Annotated in this window: 17 protein-coding genes and 2 tRNA genes; 8 read left to right on the forward strand and 11 right to left on the reverse strand. The window is 62.8% G+C overall.

Annotated features, from left to right (window positions below):
* Nucleotides 1–6 precede the first annotated feature (6 nt).
* Together LB569_RS05670 and rbsK are read left to right on the forward strand one after the other, a co-directional pair.
* Nucleotides 7–459: an RbsD/FucU family protein gene (locus LB569_RS05670; RefSeq protein ID WP_127278878.1), complete on the forward strand. Its 453-nt coding sequence runs from the start codon at nt 7–9 to the stop codon at nt 457–459.
* 4 nt (nt 460–463) lie between these two features.
* A complete protein-coding gene (rbsK, locus tag LB569_RS05675) occupies nt 464–1,408 on the forward strand; it encodes a ribokinase (RefSeq protein WP_224691416.1) in 945 nt (314 codons plus the stop codon).
* A 106-nt stretch (nt 1,409–1,514) separates the two neighbouring features.
* Here the strand turns inward: rbsK and LB569_RS05680 are convergent, their stop codons facing one another.
* Both LB569_RS05680 and LB569_RS05685 read right to left on the reverse strand, forming a co-directional pair.
* Nucleotides 1,515–2,294, reverse strand: coding sequence for a hypothetical protein (locus tag LB569_RS05680; protein ID WP_224691417.1), 780 nt, complete (start codon nt 2,292–2,294; stop codon nt 1,515–1,517).
* Nucleotides 2,295–2,545: 251 nt separating this feature from the next.
* Nucleotides 2,546–2,621 (reverse strand) — tRNA-Val (locus tag LB569_RS05685).
* Nucleotides 2,622–2,836: 215 nt separating this feature from the next.
* Here LB569_RS05685 and LB569_RS05690 point away from each other — a divergent pair.
* Nucleotides 2,837–2,913 (forward strand) — tRNA-Asp (locus LB569_RS05690).
* A gap of 109 nt (nt 2,914–3,022) precedes the next feature.
* Here the strand turns inward: LB569_RS05690 and LB569_RS05695 are convergent.
* The 6 genes from LB569_RS05695 to LB569_RS05720 all read right to left on the reverse strand — a co-directional run bounded on the left by LB569_RS05695 (nt 3,023) and on the right by LB569_RS05720 (nt 9,507).
* Nucleotides 3,023–3,793 carry an SDR family oxidoreductase gene (locus tag LB569_RS05695; protein ID WP_224534332.1) on the reverse strand — a complete coding sequence of 257 codons (771 nt, stop codon included), beginning with the start codon at nt 3,791–3,793 and terminating at the stop codon, nt 3,023–3,025.
* 14 nt (nt 3,794–3,807) lie between these two features.
* Nucleotides 3,808–4,803 (reverse strand): ABC transporter permease, encoded by a 996-nt coding sequence (locus tag LB569_RS05700; RefSeq protein ID WP_224691418.1) that lies wholly within the window; start codon nt 4,801–4,803, stop codon nt 3,808–3,810.
* Between the two features lie 117 nt (nt 4,804–4,920).
* The gene (locus tag LB569_RS05705) at nt 4,921–5,961 is read right to left on the reverse strand and encodes a sugar ABC transporter substrate-binding protein (RefSeq protein ID WP_224691419.1); all 1,041 of its coding nucleotides are present in this window, start codon (nt 5,959–5,961) and stop codon (nt 4,921–4,923) included.
* Nucleotides 5,962–6,000: 39 nt separating this feature from the next.
* Nucleotides 6,001–6,765: an ATP-binding cassette domain-containing protein gene (locus LB569_RS05710; protein ID WP_224691420.1), complete on the reverse strand. Its 765-nt coding sequence runs from the start codon at nt 6,763–6,765 to the stop codon at nt 6,001–6,003.
* The gene (locus LB569_RS05715; protein WP_224691421.1) at nt 6,762–7,928 is read right to left on the reverse strand and encodes an ROK family transcriptional regulator; all 1,167 of its coding nucleotides are present in this window, start codon (nt 7,926–7,928) and stop codon (nt 6,762–6,764) included. Before LB569_RS05715 ends, LB569_RS05710 begins: the two co-directional genes overlap by 4 nt.
* Nucleotides 7,929–8,205: 277 nt before the next feature.
* A complete protein-coding gene (locus LB569_RS05720) occupies nt 8,206–9,507 on the reverse strand; it encodes a M23 family metallopeptidase (protein ID WP_224691422.1) in 1,302 nt (433 codons plus the stop codon).
* Between the two features lie 301 nt (nt 9,508–9,808).
* On the opposite strand from LB569_RS05720, the gene LB569_RS05725 reads away from it, so the two are divergent.
* Together LB569_RS05725 and LB569_RS05730 are read left to right on the forward strand one after the other, a co-directional pair.
* Nucleotides 9,809–10,819, forward strand: a complete 1,011-nt coding sequence (locus tag LB569_RS05725; protein ID WP_224691423.1) for a sterol desaturase family protein — start codon at nt 9,809–9,811, stop codon at nt 10,817–10,819.
* Nucleotides 10,816–11,955 (forward strand): GNAT family N-acetyltransferase, encoded by a 1,140-nt coding sequence (locus LB569_RS05730; protein ID WP_224691424.1) that lies wholly within the window; start codon nt 10,816–10,818, stop codon nt 11,953–11,955. Before LB569_RS05725 ends, LB569_RS05730 begins: the two co-directional genes overlap by 4 nt.
* Nucleotides 11,956–11,991: 36 nt before the next feature.
* Here the strand turns inward: LB569_RS05730 and LB569_RS05735 are convergent, their stop codons facing one another.
* Nucleotides 11,992–12,459, reverse strand: a complete 468-nt coding sequence (locus LB569_RS05735) for a peroxiredoxin (protein ID WP_224691425.1) — start codon at nt 12,457–12,459, stop codon at nt 11,992–11,994.
* 95 nt (nt 12,460–12,554) lie between these two features.
* On the opposite strand from LB569_RS05735, the gene LB569_RS05740 reads away from it, so the two are divergent.
* Nucleotides 12,555–15,935 carry a DUF3971 domain-containing protein gene (locus LB569_RS05740; protein WP_224691426.1) on the forward strand — a complete coding sequence of 1,127 codons (3,381 nt, stop codon included), beginning with the start codon at nt 12,555–12,557 and terminating at the stop codon, nt 15,933–15,935.
* Between the two features lie 6 nt (nt 15,936–15,941).
* Here LB569_RS05740 and tyrS read toward each other — a convergent pair whose 3' ends face one another.
* Nucleotides 15,942–17,195, reverse strand: a complete 1,254-nt coding sequence (gene tyrS, locus LB569_RS05745) for a tyrosine--tRNA ligase (protein WP_224691427.1) — start codon at nt 17,193–17,195, stop codon at nt 15,942–15,944.
* A gap of 241 nt (nt 17,196–17,436) precedes the next feature.
* Between tyrS and LB569_RS05750 the strand changes: the two genes are divergently transcribed.
* Both LB569_RS05750 and LB569_RS05755 read left to right on the forward strand, forming a co-directional pair.
* On the forward strand, nt 17,437–19,080 hold the full coding sequence (locus tag LB569_RS05750; RefSeq protein WP_224691516.1) for an ArnT family glycosyltransferase: 1,644 nt from the start codon (nt 17,437–17,439) through the stop codon (nt 19,078–19,080).
* A gap of 112 nt (nt 19,081–19,192) precedes the next feature.
* Nucleotides 19,193–19,933, forward strand: a complete 741-nt coding sequence (locus tag LB569_RS05755) for a phosphatase PAP2 family protein (protein WP_224691428.1) — start codon at nt 19,193–19,195, stop codon at nt 19,931–19,933.
* Nucleotides 19,934–20,006: 73 nt separating this feature from the next.
* On the opposite strand, the gene LB569_RS05760 is transcribed toward LB569_RS05755, so the two are convergent.
* Entirely contained in the window at nt 20,007–20,681 is a 675-nt protein-coding gene (locus LB569_RS05760; protein WP_027042409.1) for an alpha/beta hydrolase, read from the reverse strand.
* Nucleotides 20,682–20,897 lie beyond the last annotated feature (216 nt).

Below are 20,897 nucleotides of genomic sequence, written 5' to 3' on the forward strand. Positions count from 1 at the left end.
ACCATCATGCTCAAAGGGATCGATCCGTTGCTCAATGCCGACGTGCTCCAGGCATTGCGGGCGATGGGACATGGCGACGACCTGATCATCGCCGACACCAACTTCCCCTCCGATTCGGTGGCGCGCCGGACCGCGCTCGGCCGGGTGCTGCGCATCGATGCCTCGGCGGCGCAAGTGGTGAAGGCGGTGCTGTCGCTTTACCCGCTGGACACGTTCGTCGACGATTCGGCCGCGCGCATGGAGATCGTCGGCAAGCCGGACGAGATCCCGGCCGTGCAAAAGGAAGTGCAGAAGGAGATCGACGCCGCCGAGGGCAAGTCCTGGCCGATGGTGCCGGTCGAGCGTTACGCCTTCTACGAGCGCGCCAAGCAGGCCTATTGCGTCATCCAGACCGGCGAACGGCGCTTCTATGGCTGCTTCGCCTTCCGCAAGGGCGTCGTGCCGCCGGACGCGGAGTAGAGACATGGGTTCGGGCAAGCCGATCGTCATGAAGCCTGTCGTGATATTGGGTGTATTTGTTGCCGATACCGCCTACAGGGCGCAGCGCCAGCCGCGCATGGGCGAAACCATCCTCGGCAATTCCTTCAAGCTGGGGCCGGGCGGCAAGGGGTCGAACCAGGCGGTGGCCGCCGGCAGGCTGGGAGCCGACGTCACGTTCCTCACCCGGCTCGGCGTCGATGCCTTCGCCGACATGGCCAAGCGGACCTGGACGGATGCCGGCGTGAAGAGCGCCGCCATCGACACGCCGGACAGCTATACGGGCGCCGCCTACATCTTCGTCGAGGAGGGAAGCGGCAACAACGCCATCATCGTCAGCCCCGGCGCGGCCATGCTGATCTCGCCTGGGGACATCGAGGCCAATGCCGGGCTGATCCGTGGTGCGGGCGTCTTCGTGACGCAGCTCGAACAGCCGATCGAGGCCGCGCTGCGGGCGCTGGAGATCGCGCGCGGGGCAGGGGTGACGACCATCCTCAACCCGGCGCCGGCGGCAAAGCTTCCCGACCGCATCTACACGCTCTGCGACTATCTCACGCCCAACGAGACGGAGACTGAGGAATTGACCGGGCTAAGGGTCTCCTCGGTCGACGAAGCGCGCACCGCTGCCGGCAAACTGCTCGAAAAGGGTGTAGGTACGGTCATCGTCACGCTCGGCGACAAGGGCGCGCTCCTGCACACGAAGCATCGCTCCGAGCATGTCCCAGCGATCAGCGCCGGGCCCGTGGTCGAGACCACGGGGGCAGGCGATGCATTCAATGGCGGGTTCTCAGCGGCACTTTCGCGAGGCGTGGAGCCGCTGCAGGCGGTGCGCTTTGCCTGTGCCGTGGCCGGCATTTCGGTGACGCGGCCGGGGACGGCGCCGTCGATGCCGACCTTGGAAGAAGTCGAGACGCTGCTGGCGAGGGGTTGAAAAATTTTGAAGGGTTAAGGACGTAGAGACTGATCAAGATGCAAAGCATTGACCGAAGAGATTAGGTCATATTCTTGGATTTGCGGTTATCAGAACGCCAGAAGTGCTAAGATCGATGGTCAATTCCGGCAAGTGAATCTACGTTCGCGTTTATTAATTTGAGTGATATGGCCTCTGAAGGGCTAAGAAAATGAAATTCATCTTCCGTCTGTTGCATCGCAAGTAGAAAAATCCTCTGGTCCAATTCCATCTCAGAAATGTGTCTAGCTAGGTCAGCTGTGCCCTCTTTAAAGAAGGACAAGTATTCAAGAACATCGCTTCGTGTGAAGCTCCGCTTGTCCTTGACCAAAGGATAAACTTGATGGAGGCCGATATTGGAAAAAATGTGGGAGAAGCGCTGTTTGCCACCCATCAAGATGAGGCTGCAGGCAGAATTGCATGATGAGGGATCAAGCGCGCCGTCGATCTCAACTGTTACAGACGGGCGTGCGGCAACCGTTATCGCGCCGTAAATTCTGGCTTGTCTTGACACTGAATAGGCTGGACTGGCCAGCCCGCCAAGAGAATCAAGAAGTAGGATAAAATGTGGCCCTAGGCCCTTTCTGGCATTGTTTCGCGACCAGTTTGTGGACTTCTCGAGATGATCGAGCGTCGTCTGAAAGCGGTCAATGGTGGTGTCAGAAATCTCGCCGTTGGCGAACACGACAACGCAGTTCTCGCAGTGGGGATTGTCGATGATCCTAAAAGTCATCGGTTCTTGGTGTATAGACGTCGGCTTGCCGGCGACGGCGAATTGGACCGCGACGTACATAGTCACGGTTGAGGCGACTAACAAAAAGAAAGCATGTGAAATTCGCATCAAATGCCCCGCGTAAACGTGATCCAAGCGAAGCCTAATTCGTAACTCCGAATATAGGGTGCGCCAATCTTAGGGACCTCGATTGTTCGTGACGATCGCTAAGATGTATCTGGCGCCAATCGAAAAAGCGATCCAAATTGCGCCGAAGACTTGATCAAGGCAGGCGAGATAGTCCTTTAAGGCGCAAGCCTCCTTGCGGCAAAGTTGTTGCTATTTCGTAGCTGGTCGCTTGGCTTTGAAAGCATTTGGCGCAAAAGCTTGCGAATTTTGAATCGACGTGGTGGGCGATGACGGGCTCGAACCGCCGACATCTTCGGTGTAAACGAAGCGCTCTACCAACTGAGCTAATCGCCCTCTCCGGGCCGGACCTTTAAGCGGTCGGGCTCGGCTTCGCAAGGCCAAATGATCAGCCGGCGGCCTGTTCGACGGCCGCATCTGCGACCAAATCGCCGGCTGTCAAAAAACCTTCTCGACTTTGCGTTTATGCTGTCTTCCCGCGCTTGACACCCGGTACCGAACCCCTTATCCACCGCCCCAACGACGAACGCGGACACGCGCTCGTCAAATGCGCGGGTGTAGCTCAGTTGGTTAGAGTGCCGGCCTGTCACGCCGGAGGTCGCGGGTTCGAGCCCCGTCACTCGCGCCATTTCTCTCAAGGGTTTCAAGCCCTTGTCTCCAGAGAAATGTAGACGTCGATTATCACAAGTTTTCAGCAGATAGCCCGGATATTTCCGTATCCGGCTTGCTTGTGTTCATCACGGCGGCACCATCTTGAAATCCTTGCCCTCCGGCAGCAACTGTCCGCCATCGACGACAATGGTCGTTCCCGTGATGTAGCTGGCGTCGTCCGAGGCCAGGAACAGGAAGGCGTTGGCGACATCGCGTGGGCTGCCGAGGCGACCGAGCGGGATCGAATCTTCCATGTTCTTGATGTAGGCGTCGCCGCGATGCTCGCGGATGGCTTCGGTGAGGATATTGCCGGGTTCGACGCCGTTGACGGTGATGCCATAGCCGCAGAATTCCAGCGCCGCAGCGCGGATGAAGCCGTTGATGCCCGCTTTCGTCGCCGAATAATGGCCGTGCCCAGGGCTGGTGACATGCGGGCCGGTGATCGAGGAGGTGTAGAGCATGCGGCCAGAGCGCTGCGCCTTCATTGGCACCAGGGCCGCGCGGCTGGCATTGAAGGTGCCGCCCAGGTTGACGGCCATGACGCGGTCCCAGTCGTCGGCGCTGGTGTTTTCGATCAGTTGCCAGGGGTAGATGCCGGCATTCTGGACGATGATGTCGAGCCTGCCATGGTGTTTCAGCGCAAGCGCCACCGCGGCCTCGGCGTCGCGCATTTGCGAGATGTCGGTGCGGATGAAGGGGACGCCCAGTTCATCCGCGCTTGCTTGCCCGGCCTCGCTTTCTGAGTCCGCCAGGACCAGCCTTGCGCCTTCCTCGGCGAAGCGCAGCGCGATGCCCTTGCCGATGCCGCGCGCGGCACCGATGACCAACGCCACCTTGCCTTCCAGTCGTCCTGTCATGCCAAATCCTCGCCTTACGCCAATCTTTGGCGAATGGTTTGCTTGAATGCGTCGAGCAGCACGGCCGCCAGCACCAGCAGGCCATGGATGACCTGGGTGAAATTGGCGGGCAGGCCCATCAGGTTGATCGCCGTGTTGATGGCCGAGAGCAGGAGCACGCCGGCGTACACGCCGGGCAAGGTGCCGACGCCACCCTTCAGGCTGACGCCGCCGATAACCACGGCCGCGAAGGCGTTGAACAAAAGACCGACGCCGAGATTGGCGGTAGCGCCCGAGGTGCGGATCGCCAGCAGCCAGCCGGCAAGTCCTGCGATGGCGCCGGCAAGCACGAAGGCAACGATCAGATTGCGGTTCACCCGGATGCCGGCGCGGAAGGTCGCTGTCTCGTTACCACCGATCATCACGAGATGCCTGCCGAACGGCGTCCTGGCCATGATCAGCGAGAAAATGACGAAGCAGGCGATTGCGATCCAGGCTGTGAGCGGCAGGCCGATCAGCCGCTGGATGCCGAACCAGCGGATGGCTGGCGCCAGGTCCTGCGCGGAGCGGCCGCCCGAAACGACCAGCACCAGGCCGCGCACCCAGATGTAGGACGCGAGCGTGATGATGAAGGCGCTCATCTTGACCTTGACCACGAGATAGCCGTTGAAGGCGCCGATGAGGCCGCCGACGGCAAGCGCCAGCAGCAGCGACACCGGAACCATAAGCCACTCCGGATGCAACTGGACGCCCATGCCGATACCCGAGGAGCAGAACAGGATGCCGACCGCCATGGCGCTGAGCGCCGCGACGGATTCGACGGACAAATCCATGTGGCCGGCGATGATGACCAGCGCCAGGCCGATCGACATCACGCCGAGCACGCTGGAGGCCTCGATGATGTTGGCGAAGATGCCGAGCTGGAAATAGTTCGGGATGAAGATGGAAAAGACCACCAGCACGAACAGCAGCATGAACCAGACGAGGTTGTCGAGAACGAACTCCAGGGCATGGCGGGTGCGGGGGTTCATGAGCTGATCCGGCTGGCGCATGATCCGGAGAACGATTCTCGCGGGGTGATGCGCGGATTGGAATTGCGGGGAAGCGGCTCCGGACCGAGCTGGCCCGGAGCGTTTCAGGCGACATGTCTATTCGACTGATTTGACCGTATCGGTCGGTGGCTTCTGGTTGCCCCAGAAGGCCGGATTGTCGACGTTTTCCTTGGTGATTGCTGCACCCGGGATCTTGATGTTGGGACCCCAGGCTTCCTTGGTGACGGTCGATTTCAGACCGAGCACGTCATATTCGCCAGGCTTGATTTCTTCCTTCTTGACGACCTTGTCCATGAACATGGCGACGGCCGCCGCCTGTGCGTAAAGCGGCTGCTCGACCTCGACGTTGAGCCAGCCCTTGCGGATCAGGTCGAGGCCGACCGGCGCGCCGTTCGAGCTCATCAGCATGACGTCGCCCGGCTTCTTGCCGGCGGCCTCGAGCGAGGCGACGGCGGCGACCGACAGGTGCGCGGCATGGCTGAAGATCAGGTCGATGTCAGGGTTGGCCAGCATCTGGTCGGCGACGATGGTGCCGGCGTTGCTGGCCTCCCACTGCATGGCCGGAAGCGAGATGATCTTGACGTCCGGGAACGCCTTCATCTTCTCCTCGAAGCCTTTCTGGATGTCGAGCGTATAGGGATCGCCGGGATCGCCCAGCACCTGCAGCACCTTGCCCTTCACCGCGCCATTCTTGGCTTTGAGAAGCTTTTCGGCCTGGTCGGCGGCGACGTAGCCGATTTCGACGGTACCCGCGACCGATGTGAAGTCGGACGGCGTCGACGTGATCTGGCGGTCGAACTCGACCACCGGGATGCCGGCCGCGCGGGCTGCCTCGATCGACGGCTTCAGCGCATTGAAATCGACCGCCGCCAGGATGATCGCCGCCGGCTTCAGCGCGATGACGTCGTTCATCTGCGATTGCTGCGCGTCGGTCTTGTTGTCGGCGTTCAGCGTCTTCATCTCGTAGCCGGTCTGTTTCAGGAACAGCTCCAGCGCGCTCACCGAGCCGGTCTGGAACTCGTCGAGCAGTGTCGGCACCATGTAATAGACGACACCCTTGGACTGCGCGAATGCCAGCGTGAGCGTGGCAAAGGCCAGTGCCAGGATACCGAAGACAGCAAGAAGTATTCGCTTCATGTCGTTGGCTCCCTGTTAAGCCGGACCCCTCTTTGTCCCTCAGCTCGCCGGTCCGGCACCGGCAAGCGTCTCCCCGGTAATCATGTTGATCACCGCATCGGGACTTGTCTTGTTGCGGGCGACGTCGCCCGCCACGACACCTTGCCGGATAACCACAATCCGGTCGGCGACCTGAAAAGCCTGCTGCATGATATGGGTGATGATGACGACGCCGATGCCCTGGCTCGCCACCTGGCGGATCATGTCGAGGCCGCGCCGCGTCTGTTCGACGCCAAGCGCGGCGAACGGTTCGTCGAGCAGCACCAGCTTGCCGCCCCAGTGCACGAAGCGGTTGAGCTCGATGGCCTGCCGCTGGCCGCCCGAGAGATGCTCGACATTGGTGCGCAATGACGGAATGCGGGTGCCGGCGCTGGCCAGGGCCTTGCCGACGACGGCCTCCATCGCGCGTTCGTCGAGCACCGGAATGCCAAGCACCTTCTTGGTGATCTCGCGGCCCATGAAGAAATTGGCGACCACGTCGACATTAGTGCAGAGCGACAGGTCCTGGTAGACGGTTTCGATCCCCGCGGCCTTGGCCTCCGCCGGCGACCGCGCCAGAAACTCCTTGCCTTCGAACAGCATGCGGCCGGAGGTCGGTTCCAATCCGCCGGCAATGATCTTGACAAGCGTCGACTTGCCGGCGCCATTGTCGCCGAGCAGCGCCACCACTTCGCCCTTGCCGATGGAAAAGCTGATGCCCTTCAGCGCTTCGATCGCACCATAGTTCTTGGTGACGTTGTCGAGCACCAGCAGCGGTTCACTCATGCGGCAATCTCCCTGGCCGCCAGGGGATCGCGGCCGCGCTCGCGCTCGGCGGTGAACATCTGGCCGAAGCGCGGCGACAACACCCCTGAGACGGCGAGTGCGGCGGCACCCCGCAGCACGGCGTGCTGGCCGCCGCTGGCGACGATGACGCGCGGCGTCTTGCGGTCGGCGCGGGCCGAAACCGAATTGTGCAGAGGTTCGGCCGCGTCCGCCAGGCGTTCGAGCAATTCCGATGCCGCCAGGCCGCCGAGCACGACCGTCTCCGGGTCGAAGAGGTTTTCGATGATGGCGATCGCGTTGCGGAAGATCGGGCCGACCCGCGCCACCCAATCGGCGTCGCTACCGGCCCGGCGGCCCCGTGCTTCGAGCGACAAATAGCGCTCGAGGCAGCCGCGATTGCCGCAGGGGCAAAGCTCGCCGTCAGGGACCATGGGAATGTGGCCGATCTCGCCGGCATTGCCCCAGGCGCCGCGCAGAACGCTGCCGTCATGCATCATGGCGCCGCCGAGCCCAACGCCGAAATAGAGGTAGTAATAGTCGGAATGGCGGGCGCCGATGCCATAGAGCCGTTCGCCCATCGCGGCGGCGGCCATGTCGCTCTCGAAAAACGCCGGCAATCCCGTCGCGGCCGTCAGTCGCTCAAGCAGCGGCACATGCTTCCAGCCGGTCATCGTGGTCGGGCCGACAAAGCTCATGGAATCGACGTCGAACGGGCCGGGAAGCGCCATGCCGACGCCGATGACGCGGCCGCCTGGCCGCTTGCCCGTCAGGTCGCGGACCATGGCGCCAATCTGCTCGAACGCATGGTCGGGCGCCGCGTTGGGCGCTTCGCGACGTGAACTCTCGACGACGTCGCCGCTGAGATTGATCAGTGCGGCGTCTACTCCAAGCGGCGTCAGGTGAATGCCGACGGCATAGCCGCCTTCCGGGTTGATACGCAGCGTCGCCGGTGGCAGGCCGCGCCCCTTCGGCTCTTCGCGCACGGACAGGATGTAGCCCTGTTCCTCCAGTTCGCGCACGATGGTCGACACGGTCTGGACGGTGAGCCCGACATGCCTGGCGATGTCGCCACGTGCAATCGGGCCGTGACGGCGGATGGACTCCAGCACGATGCGCCGGTTGTAAGGCCGCCCGAATTCCTGATTGGTCCCCCGCAATGCCATGCCTTGTGCCCCCGGTTGACGTAAGGTTCGCATCAAAGATTTATTCAGTCAAATGGAATTCAAAAATAATCCGAGACATGCACAGAGCCGCCGATCCCGCGGCGCCTCACCTCCGGTGGATCAGGGATGAGACTAAGCAGCGACGGTTTGCGCCCTGCCGTTACAATGGCGGATGACCACCAGCGGTTTAATGGGGCGCGGGAGACTGCCTGGCGAGGGAGAAGGCGTCGCTCGGCCGGTGGCGCCGGATTCAGCCGCCGGCAAGCGGTTGCCCTTGCTAGAGATACTGCGCGACTTTCCTGCCGACGGTCAGGAAGCGCAGCGGATCGATCGCCTCGCCATTGTGCCGTACTTCATAGTGCAGATGCGGGCCGGTCGAGCGTCCGCTGCTGCCGGTCTTGCCGATGATGGCGCCGGCGTCGACTTTCTCGCCCACCGTGACGTCGATCTCGCTGAGATGTCCGTAGCGCGTGGCAAAACCATTGCCATGGTCGATCTCGACCATGCGGCCATAGCCGCCGTTCCAGCCGGCCTTGGTGACGACGCCGGGCGCTGTCACCCGCGCCGCCATGCCGATCGGTGCCCTGAAATCCATTCCCGAATGCAGCGCGGCCGTGCCCAGAATGGGATCGGTGCGCACGCCGAACGGGCTGGTGACGGAGTGGCCGGGGGCGGGATTGGCAAGCGGCAGCCGGCGCGCTTCCTTCTTCAACTGATCGAGCGTATCCAGCGCCTCGTCCAACTCCTTGACCTTACTGTCGAAGATCATCGAGGAGTCGAGCGGGATCAGCGGTCCGCCGACATCGCTTTCGTTCTTGCCGAAATCGCTGTCGACCGGCAGTCCGGCCGCCTGCAGCGCCTGCTGAATAGCATCGGCGCTCTTATAGGCATTGTCCGCGAGCGTGCTGATGCGGCTGAGCTGGTCATTCTCGATTGATTTCAGCGACTGGTTGATCGAGACGAACAGCCTGTCGGCACGATCGGCGGCGGAATCGCTGGGCAGTGGATCGGTGCGGGTCGACCACAAGGAGAAGGACCGGGTGTCGGCCGTGCCAAGATCGGCGCTCAGGCTGGCAACGGCGTAGTTCTGCGCTGGCACGTTGATGCTGCCTGTCACCTCGGCGCGCTTGTCCGGCTTGGCGGCGGCCGGATCTTCGGCAGGCACCGTTCCGACGTCGTTTTCAGCGCGTTCGAGCAGCGGGCCGAGGCGGCCGTGGCGCTGGCTGAGCTGTGTCTGTCGCGCGAGCAGTTCGCTGACCTTGGTTTCCATTAATTGCTGGTCGAGCAACTGCCTGCTGGTGATGCGGTCGACCTGGGCGCGAAGTGCCGAAATGCGGTCCTCGTAAGCCTGCTGCATGCGCGCCTGGCGCGCGGTGGTGGCGCCGATCAGATCGTCGCGCAGCACGAGATAGGATGTGGCCAGGAGGTAGCCGATGGCAATGGCGGCGAGTGCCGAGCCGATGAATGCCGCGAGCCAGGGCCGGACCGTGAAATGCCTGATCTCGTTGCCCCGCGCGATGATGACGGTGTGCGGTTCCTTGCGCCTGCCAAAGACTGCGGACTGACCGGTTGCGTTCACGGGACCAAGCTTTCGTTTACGACACCTCGACAGCCTGATTACACATTATTAGGGTTAACAAAGACTTGTCGTGCCGCCGGCGCGGCGCTGAATGCACGCGGCGCGGGCAATGGGTTGCATGAAATCACCGGGGGCCGGCCACCACGTCGCGAAATCGTTGGCGAGGAGCACCCATGTTTCGCCGACGGCGGCCAGTCACGCGCTGAGCAAGGTCAGGTTTCTTAACTGTATTCGATTGCATTTAATTGACTCTTTTCGAGTAAAGGCCTGCTGGTACTTCGGATACACCGTGGCGGTAGGAATGCTGGACGACCTGGTTGGCAAGATCCTCGACAAGATTTCGGGCACCAGCCTGCTGGCGACCGGGCTCTTGCTGCTGACCGCCCTTGTCAGCGCACTCGTGGCTTATTGGCGCACAGTCGAGGAGAAGAGCTGGAAGGAATTCTTCGAGTTCGCCATTCCCCATGAGGTCATCACCCATCCCTCGGCGAAGGCCGACCTTTTGTTCTGGGTGACGAAGAAGGCCCTGATGCCCCTCCTGATGCTGCCGGCGGGAATTGTCTTCGTCACCGCGGTCGGCTACGGGACCAACTGGCTGTTTTCGACGCTATTCCAGTTCCAGCCGCCGCTGATCGAGGGGCCGGCGGGGCCCGTGACGGTGCTCATCTTTACCATCACCATGCTGCTCGCATACGACATTTCCTACTATCTCTATCACGTCGCCCAGCATCGCTATCCGCTGCTTTGGGAACTGCACAAGGTGCATCACTCGGCCGAGGTGATGGTCGGGATCACCAAGGACCGCGTCCATCCGCTGGACGAGTTGATGAATAGAGCCTGGGACGGCCTCATCGTGGGGTTCTGTTTCGGCATCTGGTCGCTGGTTTCGCTGAACCTTGTCGAGCTTACCGTCTTTGGCGTCAACGTCTATGTCATGCGCAACATTCTGATGATGGATTTCGTCAGGCACACGCATTTCAAGATCTCGTTCGGCCCGCTCAACAATTTGATCCTGTGTCCTCATTGGCACCAACTGCATCACAGCACCGATCCGCGTCACTACGACAAGAATTTCGGGCTGCTCTTTTCCTTCTGGGATCGGCTCTTTGGAACATTGTGCGTGCCGAGGCCCGACGAGGACTTCAAGTTCGGACTGGTCGACCGCGATGTGCGAGACTACCAGTCGCTCGCAGGCCTCTATGTCATGCCGCTGAAGCGGATGTGGGGGCATATTGCCAAGCGTTTCAGGGCCCGGCGACTGCGCCCGGCAAAACCACGGACCTCGCAATCGTCGGAAGGGACACGGCCATGAATGCCCCCTTTGTGCTTGCCGTACCGCGCACACGCACCTTCGAGGTCGTGACGTCGGCCCAGCGCCTGGCCGAGATCGCACCGGCCTGGAGCGAACTCTGGCAGCGGGCTGGCGGGCTTGTCTTCCAGCACCCGGACTGGATCGCGGCCTGGTGGCGCACGACCCCGCATCAGGAGCGGCGCGCGCTCAGGATTGGGCTCGCCTGGAACGGCGACCGGCTCGACGGCGTGATAGCGCTCGCCACCTTCAGGCGCTCCGGCATCCGCATGCTCGAATGGGCTGCGAAGGACCATAGCGACTATGGCGACGCGCTGGTTGCGCCCGACAGCGACCCGCAGGCGATCTCCCGCCTTTGGCAGTATGTTTTTGATCAGGGCGGCTTCGACCTGATCTACCTCAACCGCCTGCTGCCGGATGCCGGTGTTCATGCCCTGCTGCGCCCGGCCCAAGGCAAAGCGCTTCGGCCCAATCACCGTGGTGAAATCAGCTATCGCGTCACGGGTCCCTGGCAGAGTGGGGCGGAATGGTTCGAGACGCTGTCGAAAAAGGGCAGGCAGAACTATCGTCGCGGCCGCAAGTTCATGGAAGAGAGCGGCGCATTGCGTTTCCGCCTCCTGGATGCGGATGATCCGCGCGAGCCGGTGCTCGAGCGAGTCGCGACGCTGAAGCGGCTCTGGCTCGTTCGGCATGGTCGCGCCTCGGATCTGTTCGATGAGGGCTCGCCGGTTCTCGCCGCGCTTATTTCCGTGCTGGCCGACCTCGGGCTGTTGCGCATCTTCGTGCTGGAGCTTGACGGCACGGTCATCGCCGTCTCGATCAATTTCGAGCAGCACGGCACGATGATGGCCTTCGTCACCACCTATGATCCCGAATATGAGCGCGGCTCGCCGGGTATGGTGCTGATGATGGATTATATCCAGTGGTCGCTCGACCGTGGCCTTGCCACGATCGATTTTCTCTGCGGCGGCGAGGATTTCAAGCGCCGCTTCGCCACGCAGTCAGTCGCGCTGTCGTCGATGATGGGCGCGCGCGGCTTGCGCGGTCATGTCGCCGCGCTGGCCGATCAGGTGAGCCATGTCTCGAAGTCCTGGAGGGCGCGGCGGCAGCCGAAAGCCGACGCGCCGCCCGACGAATAACGCCACGATCGTCGTTTGCCCTCATGGGCTCTGGCCTCACAGCGCGCGAACAGCTTCCAGCACGGCCTGGGCATGTCCCTTGACCCGGACCTTGCGCCAAATCCTGGCGATCCGTCCGTCACGGCCGATCAGGAACGTCGCGCGCTCGACGCCCATGTATTTGCGGCCATACATCGATTTCTCGACCCATAGATAATAGGCTTCGATCACCTTGCGCTCCTCGTCGGCGGCGAGATCGATGGTGAGATCGTATTTCGACTTGAACTTGTCGTGCTTCTTGGCGCTGTCGGGCGACAGGCCGATGACGACGGCGCCGGCCTTCTCGAATTCCGGCCTCAGCCGTGAGAAGCTGATCGCCTCTTGCGTGCAGCTTGTCGTGTCGTCCTGCGGATAGAAATAGAGCACCACCGGCTTGCCGGCGGATGCGGCCAGGCTGAGCGATCCACCGCCGTCCCGCGGCAGGTCGAATTGCGGCGCAAGATCGCCCACGTCGAGGTCAGCCATATCGATGCCCTTGTTTGAGGTTACGCGCGAAGCCACAGCGATATAGTGTCGAGCGAGGATTCGTCCACGAGCGAATTCGGACAACGGAAGATTGCGTGGATCAGGAGCAACCGCAGCACGAGAAGATCAGGTTCAGGCGGGACGAGATCACCGACCTGGGGACCTTGCCGTCCGCGTGCCGTGTCCCGCCCCTCGGCCAGGCTGCCATCGGCCGCGGCTTTCGCATGCTTTCGCGCGTGTTTGCCGGCTTGGTCGCTTTCATGCTGCTGGCCGCGATGGCGGTCTATCTCATCGGTCTTTCCGGCATCGGCTCGGACAGGCTGCGCGTCGAGGCCGAGAGCGCTATCGAGAGGCTTGCGGGCGTCGACATCAAAGTGGCCGTCGGGCCCGCCCGCATCACGCTCGACAGTTCGAGCTTCGTTGCCCTGCAGGTCAGCGATGTCAGCCTGAAGACATCGGACGGCAAACCTATGGCCGATGCGGGGCGTGTGCGCTTCGGCGTGCGCCTGGTGCCGCTTCTGTGGGGTGAGGTGCGGCTGACCAGCGCCAGGATATCCGATGCCCGCATCGTCATGGCGGCGATGCCGTCCGGCGGCGACTGGACCGCGGCGCTGCGCAACGATGACGGCCTTGTCGATCCGGAAAAATTGTTGGACGCGGTGTTCGGCAACATCCATCACGTGCTCGACGCCGTGCGCGAGGATTCGATGCGCCGGATCGATCTCAGCAATGTCGAGTTTGTGCTGCCCGACGCCGGATCGATCAAACTGGTCAAGATCGCCGACGCCACCGTCGCTCAGTCAGGACCGGGCGGCATGGCGTTTACCGCCGATGCCGATGTCGACGGCAGGACGGTTACCGTTGCCGCCTCGGCCACCCGCGATATCGCCGCGCATCGGGTGACTGCCCTGGATGCCAGCATCAATCTGGCGGATGCCAGCGCTACCGCTGCCGGCTCCGGCAAGCTTGGGGCCGTCGCGTTGAAGCTGACAGGTGCGGAAGGCTCGGGTGCCACCGCGTCACGCTTGGCGGCCGCCCTTTCGTCGACCGGATCGGTGCTGGATCTTGGCACGCGCGGCCTGCTGCCGGCGGATGCCGATGTCAATGCGACGCTTGTCTACGGCTCCAACAAGATCCAGGTGGACAGGTTGCTGCTCAAGACCGGCCGCTCGACTTTCGATTTTGCCGGCTCCGTCGGGCCCAAGCCCTCGAGCGGCGCCGCTGGCGAGGAGCCTGCCTACCGCTATGACCTGACCAGCGACGGCTCGACCCTGGCACCGTCGGAATCGCCGGAACCCGCGCTGACCTTCCTCTCGCGCGTCGCCGGCGTCTATCAGACCAAGAGCCATAAACTGGTGGCCGAGCAGATCGCGGTTCGCTCCTCCGCTTCCAGCGAGGTGCTTGGCACCGCAACCGTGGAATTCGTCGACGGCAAGGCCCCCGGGATCAATGTGGCGCTCAACGTCCATGACATGCCTGTCTCGCACGTCAAACAGCTGTGGCCGTGGTTTTCGGCGCGCAATGCGCGGCTCTGGGTGCTGAACAATCTGTTCGGCGGCCGCGTGGTCGACGCCAGTCTCCAGTTCCAGGTGGTGCCGGATCGCCTCGGCAATGGCGTACCGCTTTCGGCCGAGGAGGTCTTCGGCCGCTTCCAGATAGACGGGGCGCGTTTCGACACGGCCGGCCGCATTCCGCCGATCCGCGATGCGGTGGGCGTCGTCGCGTTCCATGGCAACGATGTCGACGTTTCGTTGTCGTCGGGCACCGTCTTCATGCCCAGTGGCCGCACGGTGGCGGCCAGCAACGGCACGCTGACGGTCAAGGCCGCCAACCGTCCGCCGGTCATCGGCGCGCTCGACATCGATGTCGAGGGAGAGGCACCGGCTGTCGCCGAACTTGCCTCCTACGAACCGATCAACGCCATGCGCCATGTCGGCATCCTGCCGGAGGATCTGTCCGGCAGCGTCACCGGCCATGTCAGGGCGGACATTCCGCTGCAGTCGGGTGTCGACACCGCGAAGCTCGATTGGCTGGTGTCGCTCGACTATACCGGCCTATCCCTGGCCAAGCCGTTCGAGGGACAGGCCGTGACCGGTGCCGATGGTTCGATAACGGTCGACCCGGAAAAGGCGGTCATTTCAGCCAAGGCATCGCTCAACGGCATTCCGGCCGAACTCGATCTCGTCGAGCCGCTCAGGGATGACGGGCCGGCGCGCAGCCGCAAGGTCGCCCTGGTGCTCGACGACAAGATCCGCGCCGCCGCCATGCCTGGCCTGACGCCGCTGCTTGGCGGAACGGTGAAGGTCGCGATCGACAAGAGCGGCAACGGCAACCAGAACGTTTCGGTCGACCTGACCAATGCCAGGCTGGACATCCCCTGGGCTGGCTGGAGCAAGGGGGCGGGGGTTCCCGCCAGCGCCAACTTCGTCATGACCAAGTCCGGCGACACCACGACGCTGTCCGACTTCGACCTCGGTGGCAAGACATTCTCCATCGATGGCGGCATCGTGCTGGTCAACGGCGCGCTGTCGTCGGCCAAGTTCAGCAGGGTCACCCTGAACCGGGGCGATGATGTTTCCGTGTCGGTGAAGCGATCGGGCAAGGGCTATGCGGTCGGCATCAATGGCAATGCGCTTGATGCTCGTTCGCTCATCAAGCAGTTCACGTCCGATGTGGACACCGCGACCAAGACGACAGGAACAGACAATATTTCGGTCAGTGCGGACGTCAATCAGCTCACCGGTTTCCACGACGAGCAACTCTCCAACCTGAAGCTCGACTACAGTGCGGCCGGTTCGCGGGTGAACGGACTGAAGGTCAGCGCGACGGCGAGTTCGGGCGCCGCCATCGCCATCAGCAACACCACCGGCGACGGCAGGCGTTCGCTCAATGTGCAGTCGGCGGACGCCGGCGCCATATTGAGGTTCCTGAACGTCTACGAGCACATGGAAGGCGGCGCGATCACCCTGGCCCTGTCGGGAGCCAGCGACGGACCGATGAAGGGCAAGGTCGACACCAGCAACTTCTTCATCGTCAACGAGCCCAAGCTCGCCTCCATCGTCTCGACCACGCCGGCCGGCGACAGCCGCAGCCTCAATCAGGCGGTGAAGGGCAAGCTCGACACGTCGCGGGTCAAGTTCGAGCGCGGCTACGCCGAAATCGACAAGGGCAGCGGCTACCTGAAGCTGACCAACGGCGTGCTGCGCGGTCCGCGCATCGGCACGACCTTCCAGGGCATCCTCTACGACCAGAACAACAATATGGACATGACCGGCACCTTCATGCCGGTCTACGGCCTCAACCGCATCTTTGGCGAATTGCCCATCGTCGGCGCGCTTCTCGGCAACGGCCGCGACCGCGGCCTGATCGGCGTCACCTACCGGCTCAGGGGCAATGCCAACAAGCCGGTACTGGACGTCAATCCACTGTCGGTGATCGCGCCGGGGATATTCAGGTCGATCTTCGAGTACCGGTGAGGGTCCTCAGGCTGGCCGCACCAGGATGTGCTTTTTCCTGCCCAATGAAAGCTTTACGACGTTTTCCGGACTCAAATCCTGAACCGTGACCAGCCGACGGTCGTCACTTACCGACTGGTCGTTGAGGCGTACGGCGCCGCCCTGGATGTGCCGCCGTGCCTCGCCGTTGGACGACGCCAGTTCAGCCGTGACCAGCAGCGACAGGATGCCGACGCCGGCTTGCAGCTTCGCCGCTTCGATCTCGACGGTCGGCAGCGTGTCGGCGAGCGCGCCTTCCTCGAAGGTCTTGCGCGCCGTCTCGCTGGCCTGTTCGGCGGCCGCGCGGCCATGCAGATGGGCCGTGATCTCGGTGGCGAGGATCTTCTTGGCCTCGTTGATCTCGGAGCCGCCCAGCCGCTCGAGCCGCGCCACCTCGTTCAGCGGCAGCGTGGTGTAGAGTTTCAGGAACCGGCCGACATCGGCATCCTCGGTGTTGCGCCAATATTGCCAGAACTCGTAAGGGCTCAGCATCTGCGCATCGAGCCAGACCGCGCCCGAGGCCGACTTGCCCATCTTGGCGCCGGACGAGGTGGTGAGCAGCGGCGTGGTCAGGGCATAAAGTTGCGCATCCTCCATGCGGCGGCCGAGATCGATGCCGTTGATGATGTTGCCCCACTGGTCGGAGCCGCCCATCTGCAGGCGGCAGCCGAGGCGCTTGTACAGTTCGACGAAATCATAGGCCTGCAGGATCATGTAGTTGAATTCGAGGAACGACAGCGATTGCTCGCGATCGAGCCGCAGCTTGACGGAATCGAACGCAAGCATGCGGTTGACGGAAAAGTGCCGGCCGACATCGCGCAGGAAATTGACGTAGTTGATCTCCATCAGCCAGTCGGCATTGTTGACCATGACGGCGTCGTTCGGACCGCTGCCGAATTTCAGGTAGGGCATGAAGTTGCGGCGGATGCCGGCGAGATTGTCGTCGATATCCGCGGGCGTCAGCAGCTTGCGCGCCTCGTCCTTGAACGAGGGGTCGCCGATCATCGACGTGCCGCCGCCCATCAGCGCGATCGGCCGGTGGCCAGTTTGCTGCAGCCAGTGCAGCATCATGATCTGGATCAGCGATCCGGCATGCAGGCTCTTGGCGGTTGCGTCGAAGCCGATATAGGCCGTCACCGTCTCCTTGGCGAAGATTTGATCGAGGCCGACATCATCCGAGGTCTGGTGGATGAAGCCGCGCTCGCTCATCGTGCGCAGGAAGTCGGATTTGAAGGCAGGCATTTTTTGTTTCCCGAAAGCGTACGCCCGGTCCGGCCCGGACATATGTGAACGCGCGCGTTTAGCACCCAAGCGCGATCAGCAAAAGTGGATTCCGGTTTTGCGTCGGATCGCGCGCCTCTCGCGAGCGTCGGGCCAGTTCTTGCCTCATTCATGCCGCTGGCGTAATGAGGCGCCGCGCAAGGGCAGCGCCCGCACGCCGCGACGGGGCCGTCCCGCAGATCAGATCCGGAAAGCTCCCGCGATGAACAGAAACTACGTCTTCCTCTTTCTGTTCAGCTTGCTGATGAGTTTCAGCGGCTTGGCGAGCCTTCCGCCGATCGACCGCGACGAGTCCCGTTTTGTCCAGGCGACCAAGCAGATGGTCGAAACTGGGGATTATATCGACATTCGCTTCCAGGATGTCTCGCGCTACAAGAAGCCGATCGGCATCTACTGGCTGCAATCGGCCGCTGTCGCATTGAGCGGCGAGGGCGCTGCCGCGCCGATCTGGGTGTATCGCCTTGTCTCGATGCTCGGAATCGCCCTCGCTGTTCTGGGCATCGCCTGGACGGGCACGAAACTTTTCGGTGCCAATGCCGGCCTTGCCGCGGGCCTGATGATGGCGGCGATCTTCGCCACCGCCTTCGAGGGCCGCGACGCCAAGACCGACGCCATGCTTCTGGCTTGCTGCGTGGCCGCGCAGGGCGCGCTGGCGCAAATCTATCTGGCGGCGCGCCGCAACGAGCCGGTGGCGGGCCATCTGCCTTGGATATTCTGGTTGGCGCAAGGCGTTGGGATCCTCATCAAGGGACCCGTGGCCCCGCTGCTGTCGCTGCTGACGGCGGCCGCCCTGTTTGCTTTCGAACGCGACTGGCGCTGGCTTTTGAAGCTGAAGCTGGTGCGCGGCATCGCGCTCGTGTTGCTCATCGTGCTGCCCTGGGTCGCTTTTATCGGCTGGAAGAGCGGCGGCGCCTTTTTCCAGGAAGCCGTCGGCAAGGATATGCTGAACAAGGTCGCGTCGGGCGAGGAATCGCACGGCCTGCCGCCGGGTTTCTACATGCTGACCTATTCGCTGTTCATGTGGCCGTTCGGCCTCATCGCGGTCGGCGCCGGCCTGCAGGCCCTCAATCGGGTGCGCGACGATTTCAGGCTGCGCTTTTGCCTGGCATGGTACATTCCCTTCTGGCTCGTGTTCGAACTTATCCCGACCAAGCTGCCGCATTACGTCTTGCCGGCCTATCCCGGCATGGCGCTGCTGATCGGCTGGCTGTTGACCCTGCAGCAGCAGGACGCCAATGCGCCGCTCAAGCGCTGGCAGCAGTGGTTGTGGTGGTCGACCGCTTTCGGTCTGGTGGTGGTCAGCCTCGGCCTGGCGGCGGTCTGCATCGGGGCACCGATCTACCTTACCCACAGCCTCTCGTGGTGGAGCATCCCGGCGGCGGCGTCGGCGCTGGGCGCCGGCTATCTGGCCTTCTCGCGTCAGTTGCAGGTGCCGCTGCCTCGCATCGGAGCCACCGCCGCCTGCGCGGGCATCACCTATGCCTTGCTGTTCGGTATCATCGCGCCGTCGCTGAAGCCCATGTGGTTGAGTCCGGCGATCAAGCAAGCCGTGCTTGCCAACCAGGCATGCGACACAATGGTGCTGGCCTCGGCGCGGTATCAGGAGCCGAGCCTGGTGTTTCTGGTCGGCACGAAAACGGTGCTGACCGATATCGGAGGCGTGGCGGAGCACCTGCTCGCCGATCCTGCCTGTGCACTGGGACTGGCGCCGATCGGGGATGAGCAGAAGCTGAATGGCATGCTGTCGGTGCAAGGAAAATCGGTGAATCGTCTAGCCGAAATCGATGGCCTCAACTATTCGTCGGGAGACAAACTGTCGCTCGGCCTTTATCGTGTGGCCAAATGACGGCTGGGTCGATGACAGAGTCCAGTTTCCAATGCTCGTGAAATCGCGCCCTCCGGTGTCCAGCTCGCTCCTCGGAATAGGACGCCGATCCCTCGGAAATTTTCGCGACACAATGCAGATCGCGAGACGGCGCCTCGCCGTTCGTCCTGCTCGCTACCCCAACATCTCATGGTGGGCGTGGGGGCTGGTCTGGGGCTTTCTGACGGCAGCGGCCTTTGTTCGGCTGGATACGCCGGCGGGCATGGCGCATGACCGCTGGTCGCCTGCCGTGGGCAGGCTCGCCGAGTTCTTCACGCAGTTCGGACTGGGCGGCTGGTATCTCATTCCGTCCGCGCTTCTGCTTGTCGCGGCCAATCTGACGGATTGGCGAAGCCTTTCGCGGCGCGCGCTGATGCTGGTCTACAGCTGGACCTGTCTGTCCTTTCTGGTGCTGAGCGCCGTCGGCCTCTCCGGTCTCGCCGTCAATGTCCTGAAATATGCCATTGGCAGGGCCCGCCCGCTCTACTTCCAGGATTTCGGCGTCCTTGCACTGCACCCCTTTGCTTTCGATGCGCGCTTTGCAGGCTTTCCCTCCGGCCACGCCACGACGATGGGCGCCGTGTTCGGCGTGCTTCTGCTCCTGTTTCCGCGCCGCTGGTACATCGCCCTGGTGCTCACGGCCTGCATCGCCTCGACCAGGATCTTCGTCGGCGCGCACTATCCCAGCGATACCGTTGCCGGCTTCGGCCTCGGCTGCGCCTTCGCGCTGGCCTGCGGATTGGTCTTTGCCCGGCTGGGCTTCATCTTCCGGCCAGCACCGTCGGGATTGCCGGTCCGCAAGCCATCGTTCCGCTTGATTGCCCCCGAAAAATAGATCAGGGCCGGATCATCGCCAAATGTCGAGCGGGGGGACGTCGCCCGCCCGCCCGTACGCTTTGCTTGGCGGTTTAGCGCAGCCGCTTCGGCCGCGGATCGGACAATTCACCGGCCAGCCGGCGATCGAGATAGTCGGCGCATTCCTCGATCAGCAGATCCGCGTCGTTGGCGAAGAAATGGTTGGCGCCGGGCAAGGTCTTCTGCGTGATGGTGATGCCCTTTTGCGTGTGCAGCTTGTCGACCAGGCCTTGCACATCCTTCGGCGGGGCCACCTTGTCGGCATCGCCATGGATGATCAGGCCCGAGGACGGGCAGGGCGCCAGGAACGAGAAATCATAGGTGTTGGGCTGCGGCGCGATCGAGATGAAGCCTTCGATCTCGGGCCGGCGCATCAGGAGCTGCATGCCGATCCACGAACCGAAAGAATAGCCGGCGACCCAGCAGCTCTTCGAATCCGGATGCAATGACTGCACCCAGTCGAGCGCGGCCGCCGCGTCCGACAATTCGCCCGTGCCGTGGTCGAATTCGCCTTGGCTGCGGCCGATGCCGCGGAAATTGAAGCGCAGCGTGGTGAAATCACGCTTCTGGAACATGTAGAAGAGGTCGTAGACGATCTTGTTGTTCATCGTGCCGCCGAACTGCGGGTGCGGATGCAACACGATGGCAATCGGCGCGCTCTTTTCCTTCGAGGGCTGGTAGCGTCCCTCCAGGCGACCGGCCGGACCGGTGAAAATGACCTCAGGCATGAAATACTCCACTTGGGTAAAACGAGCGCGCGGCGCCCGGAACGCTCTTCCTACGGCGCCCGCTTCCACAGACCTTGACGCAGGGCGAGCGCCTTCATAGAAGCTAGTTTAGAATTATTCAAAACTGGGTGGCCGAAACGCAATCGCCCGGTCGCCCTCGCCGCAAGCCGCGTAAATAGGACGGCTTGCCTTGGAATTTCAAGGAAATAACGCCAT

Source organism: Mesorhizobium sp. BH1-1-4, from assembly GCF_020165665.1.
GTDB lineage: Bacteria > Pseudomonadota > Alphaproteobacteria > Rhizobiales > Rhizobiaceae > Mesorhizobium.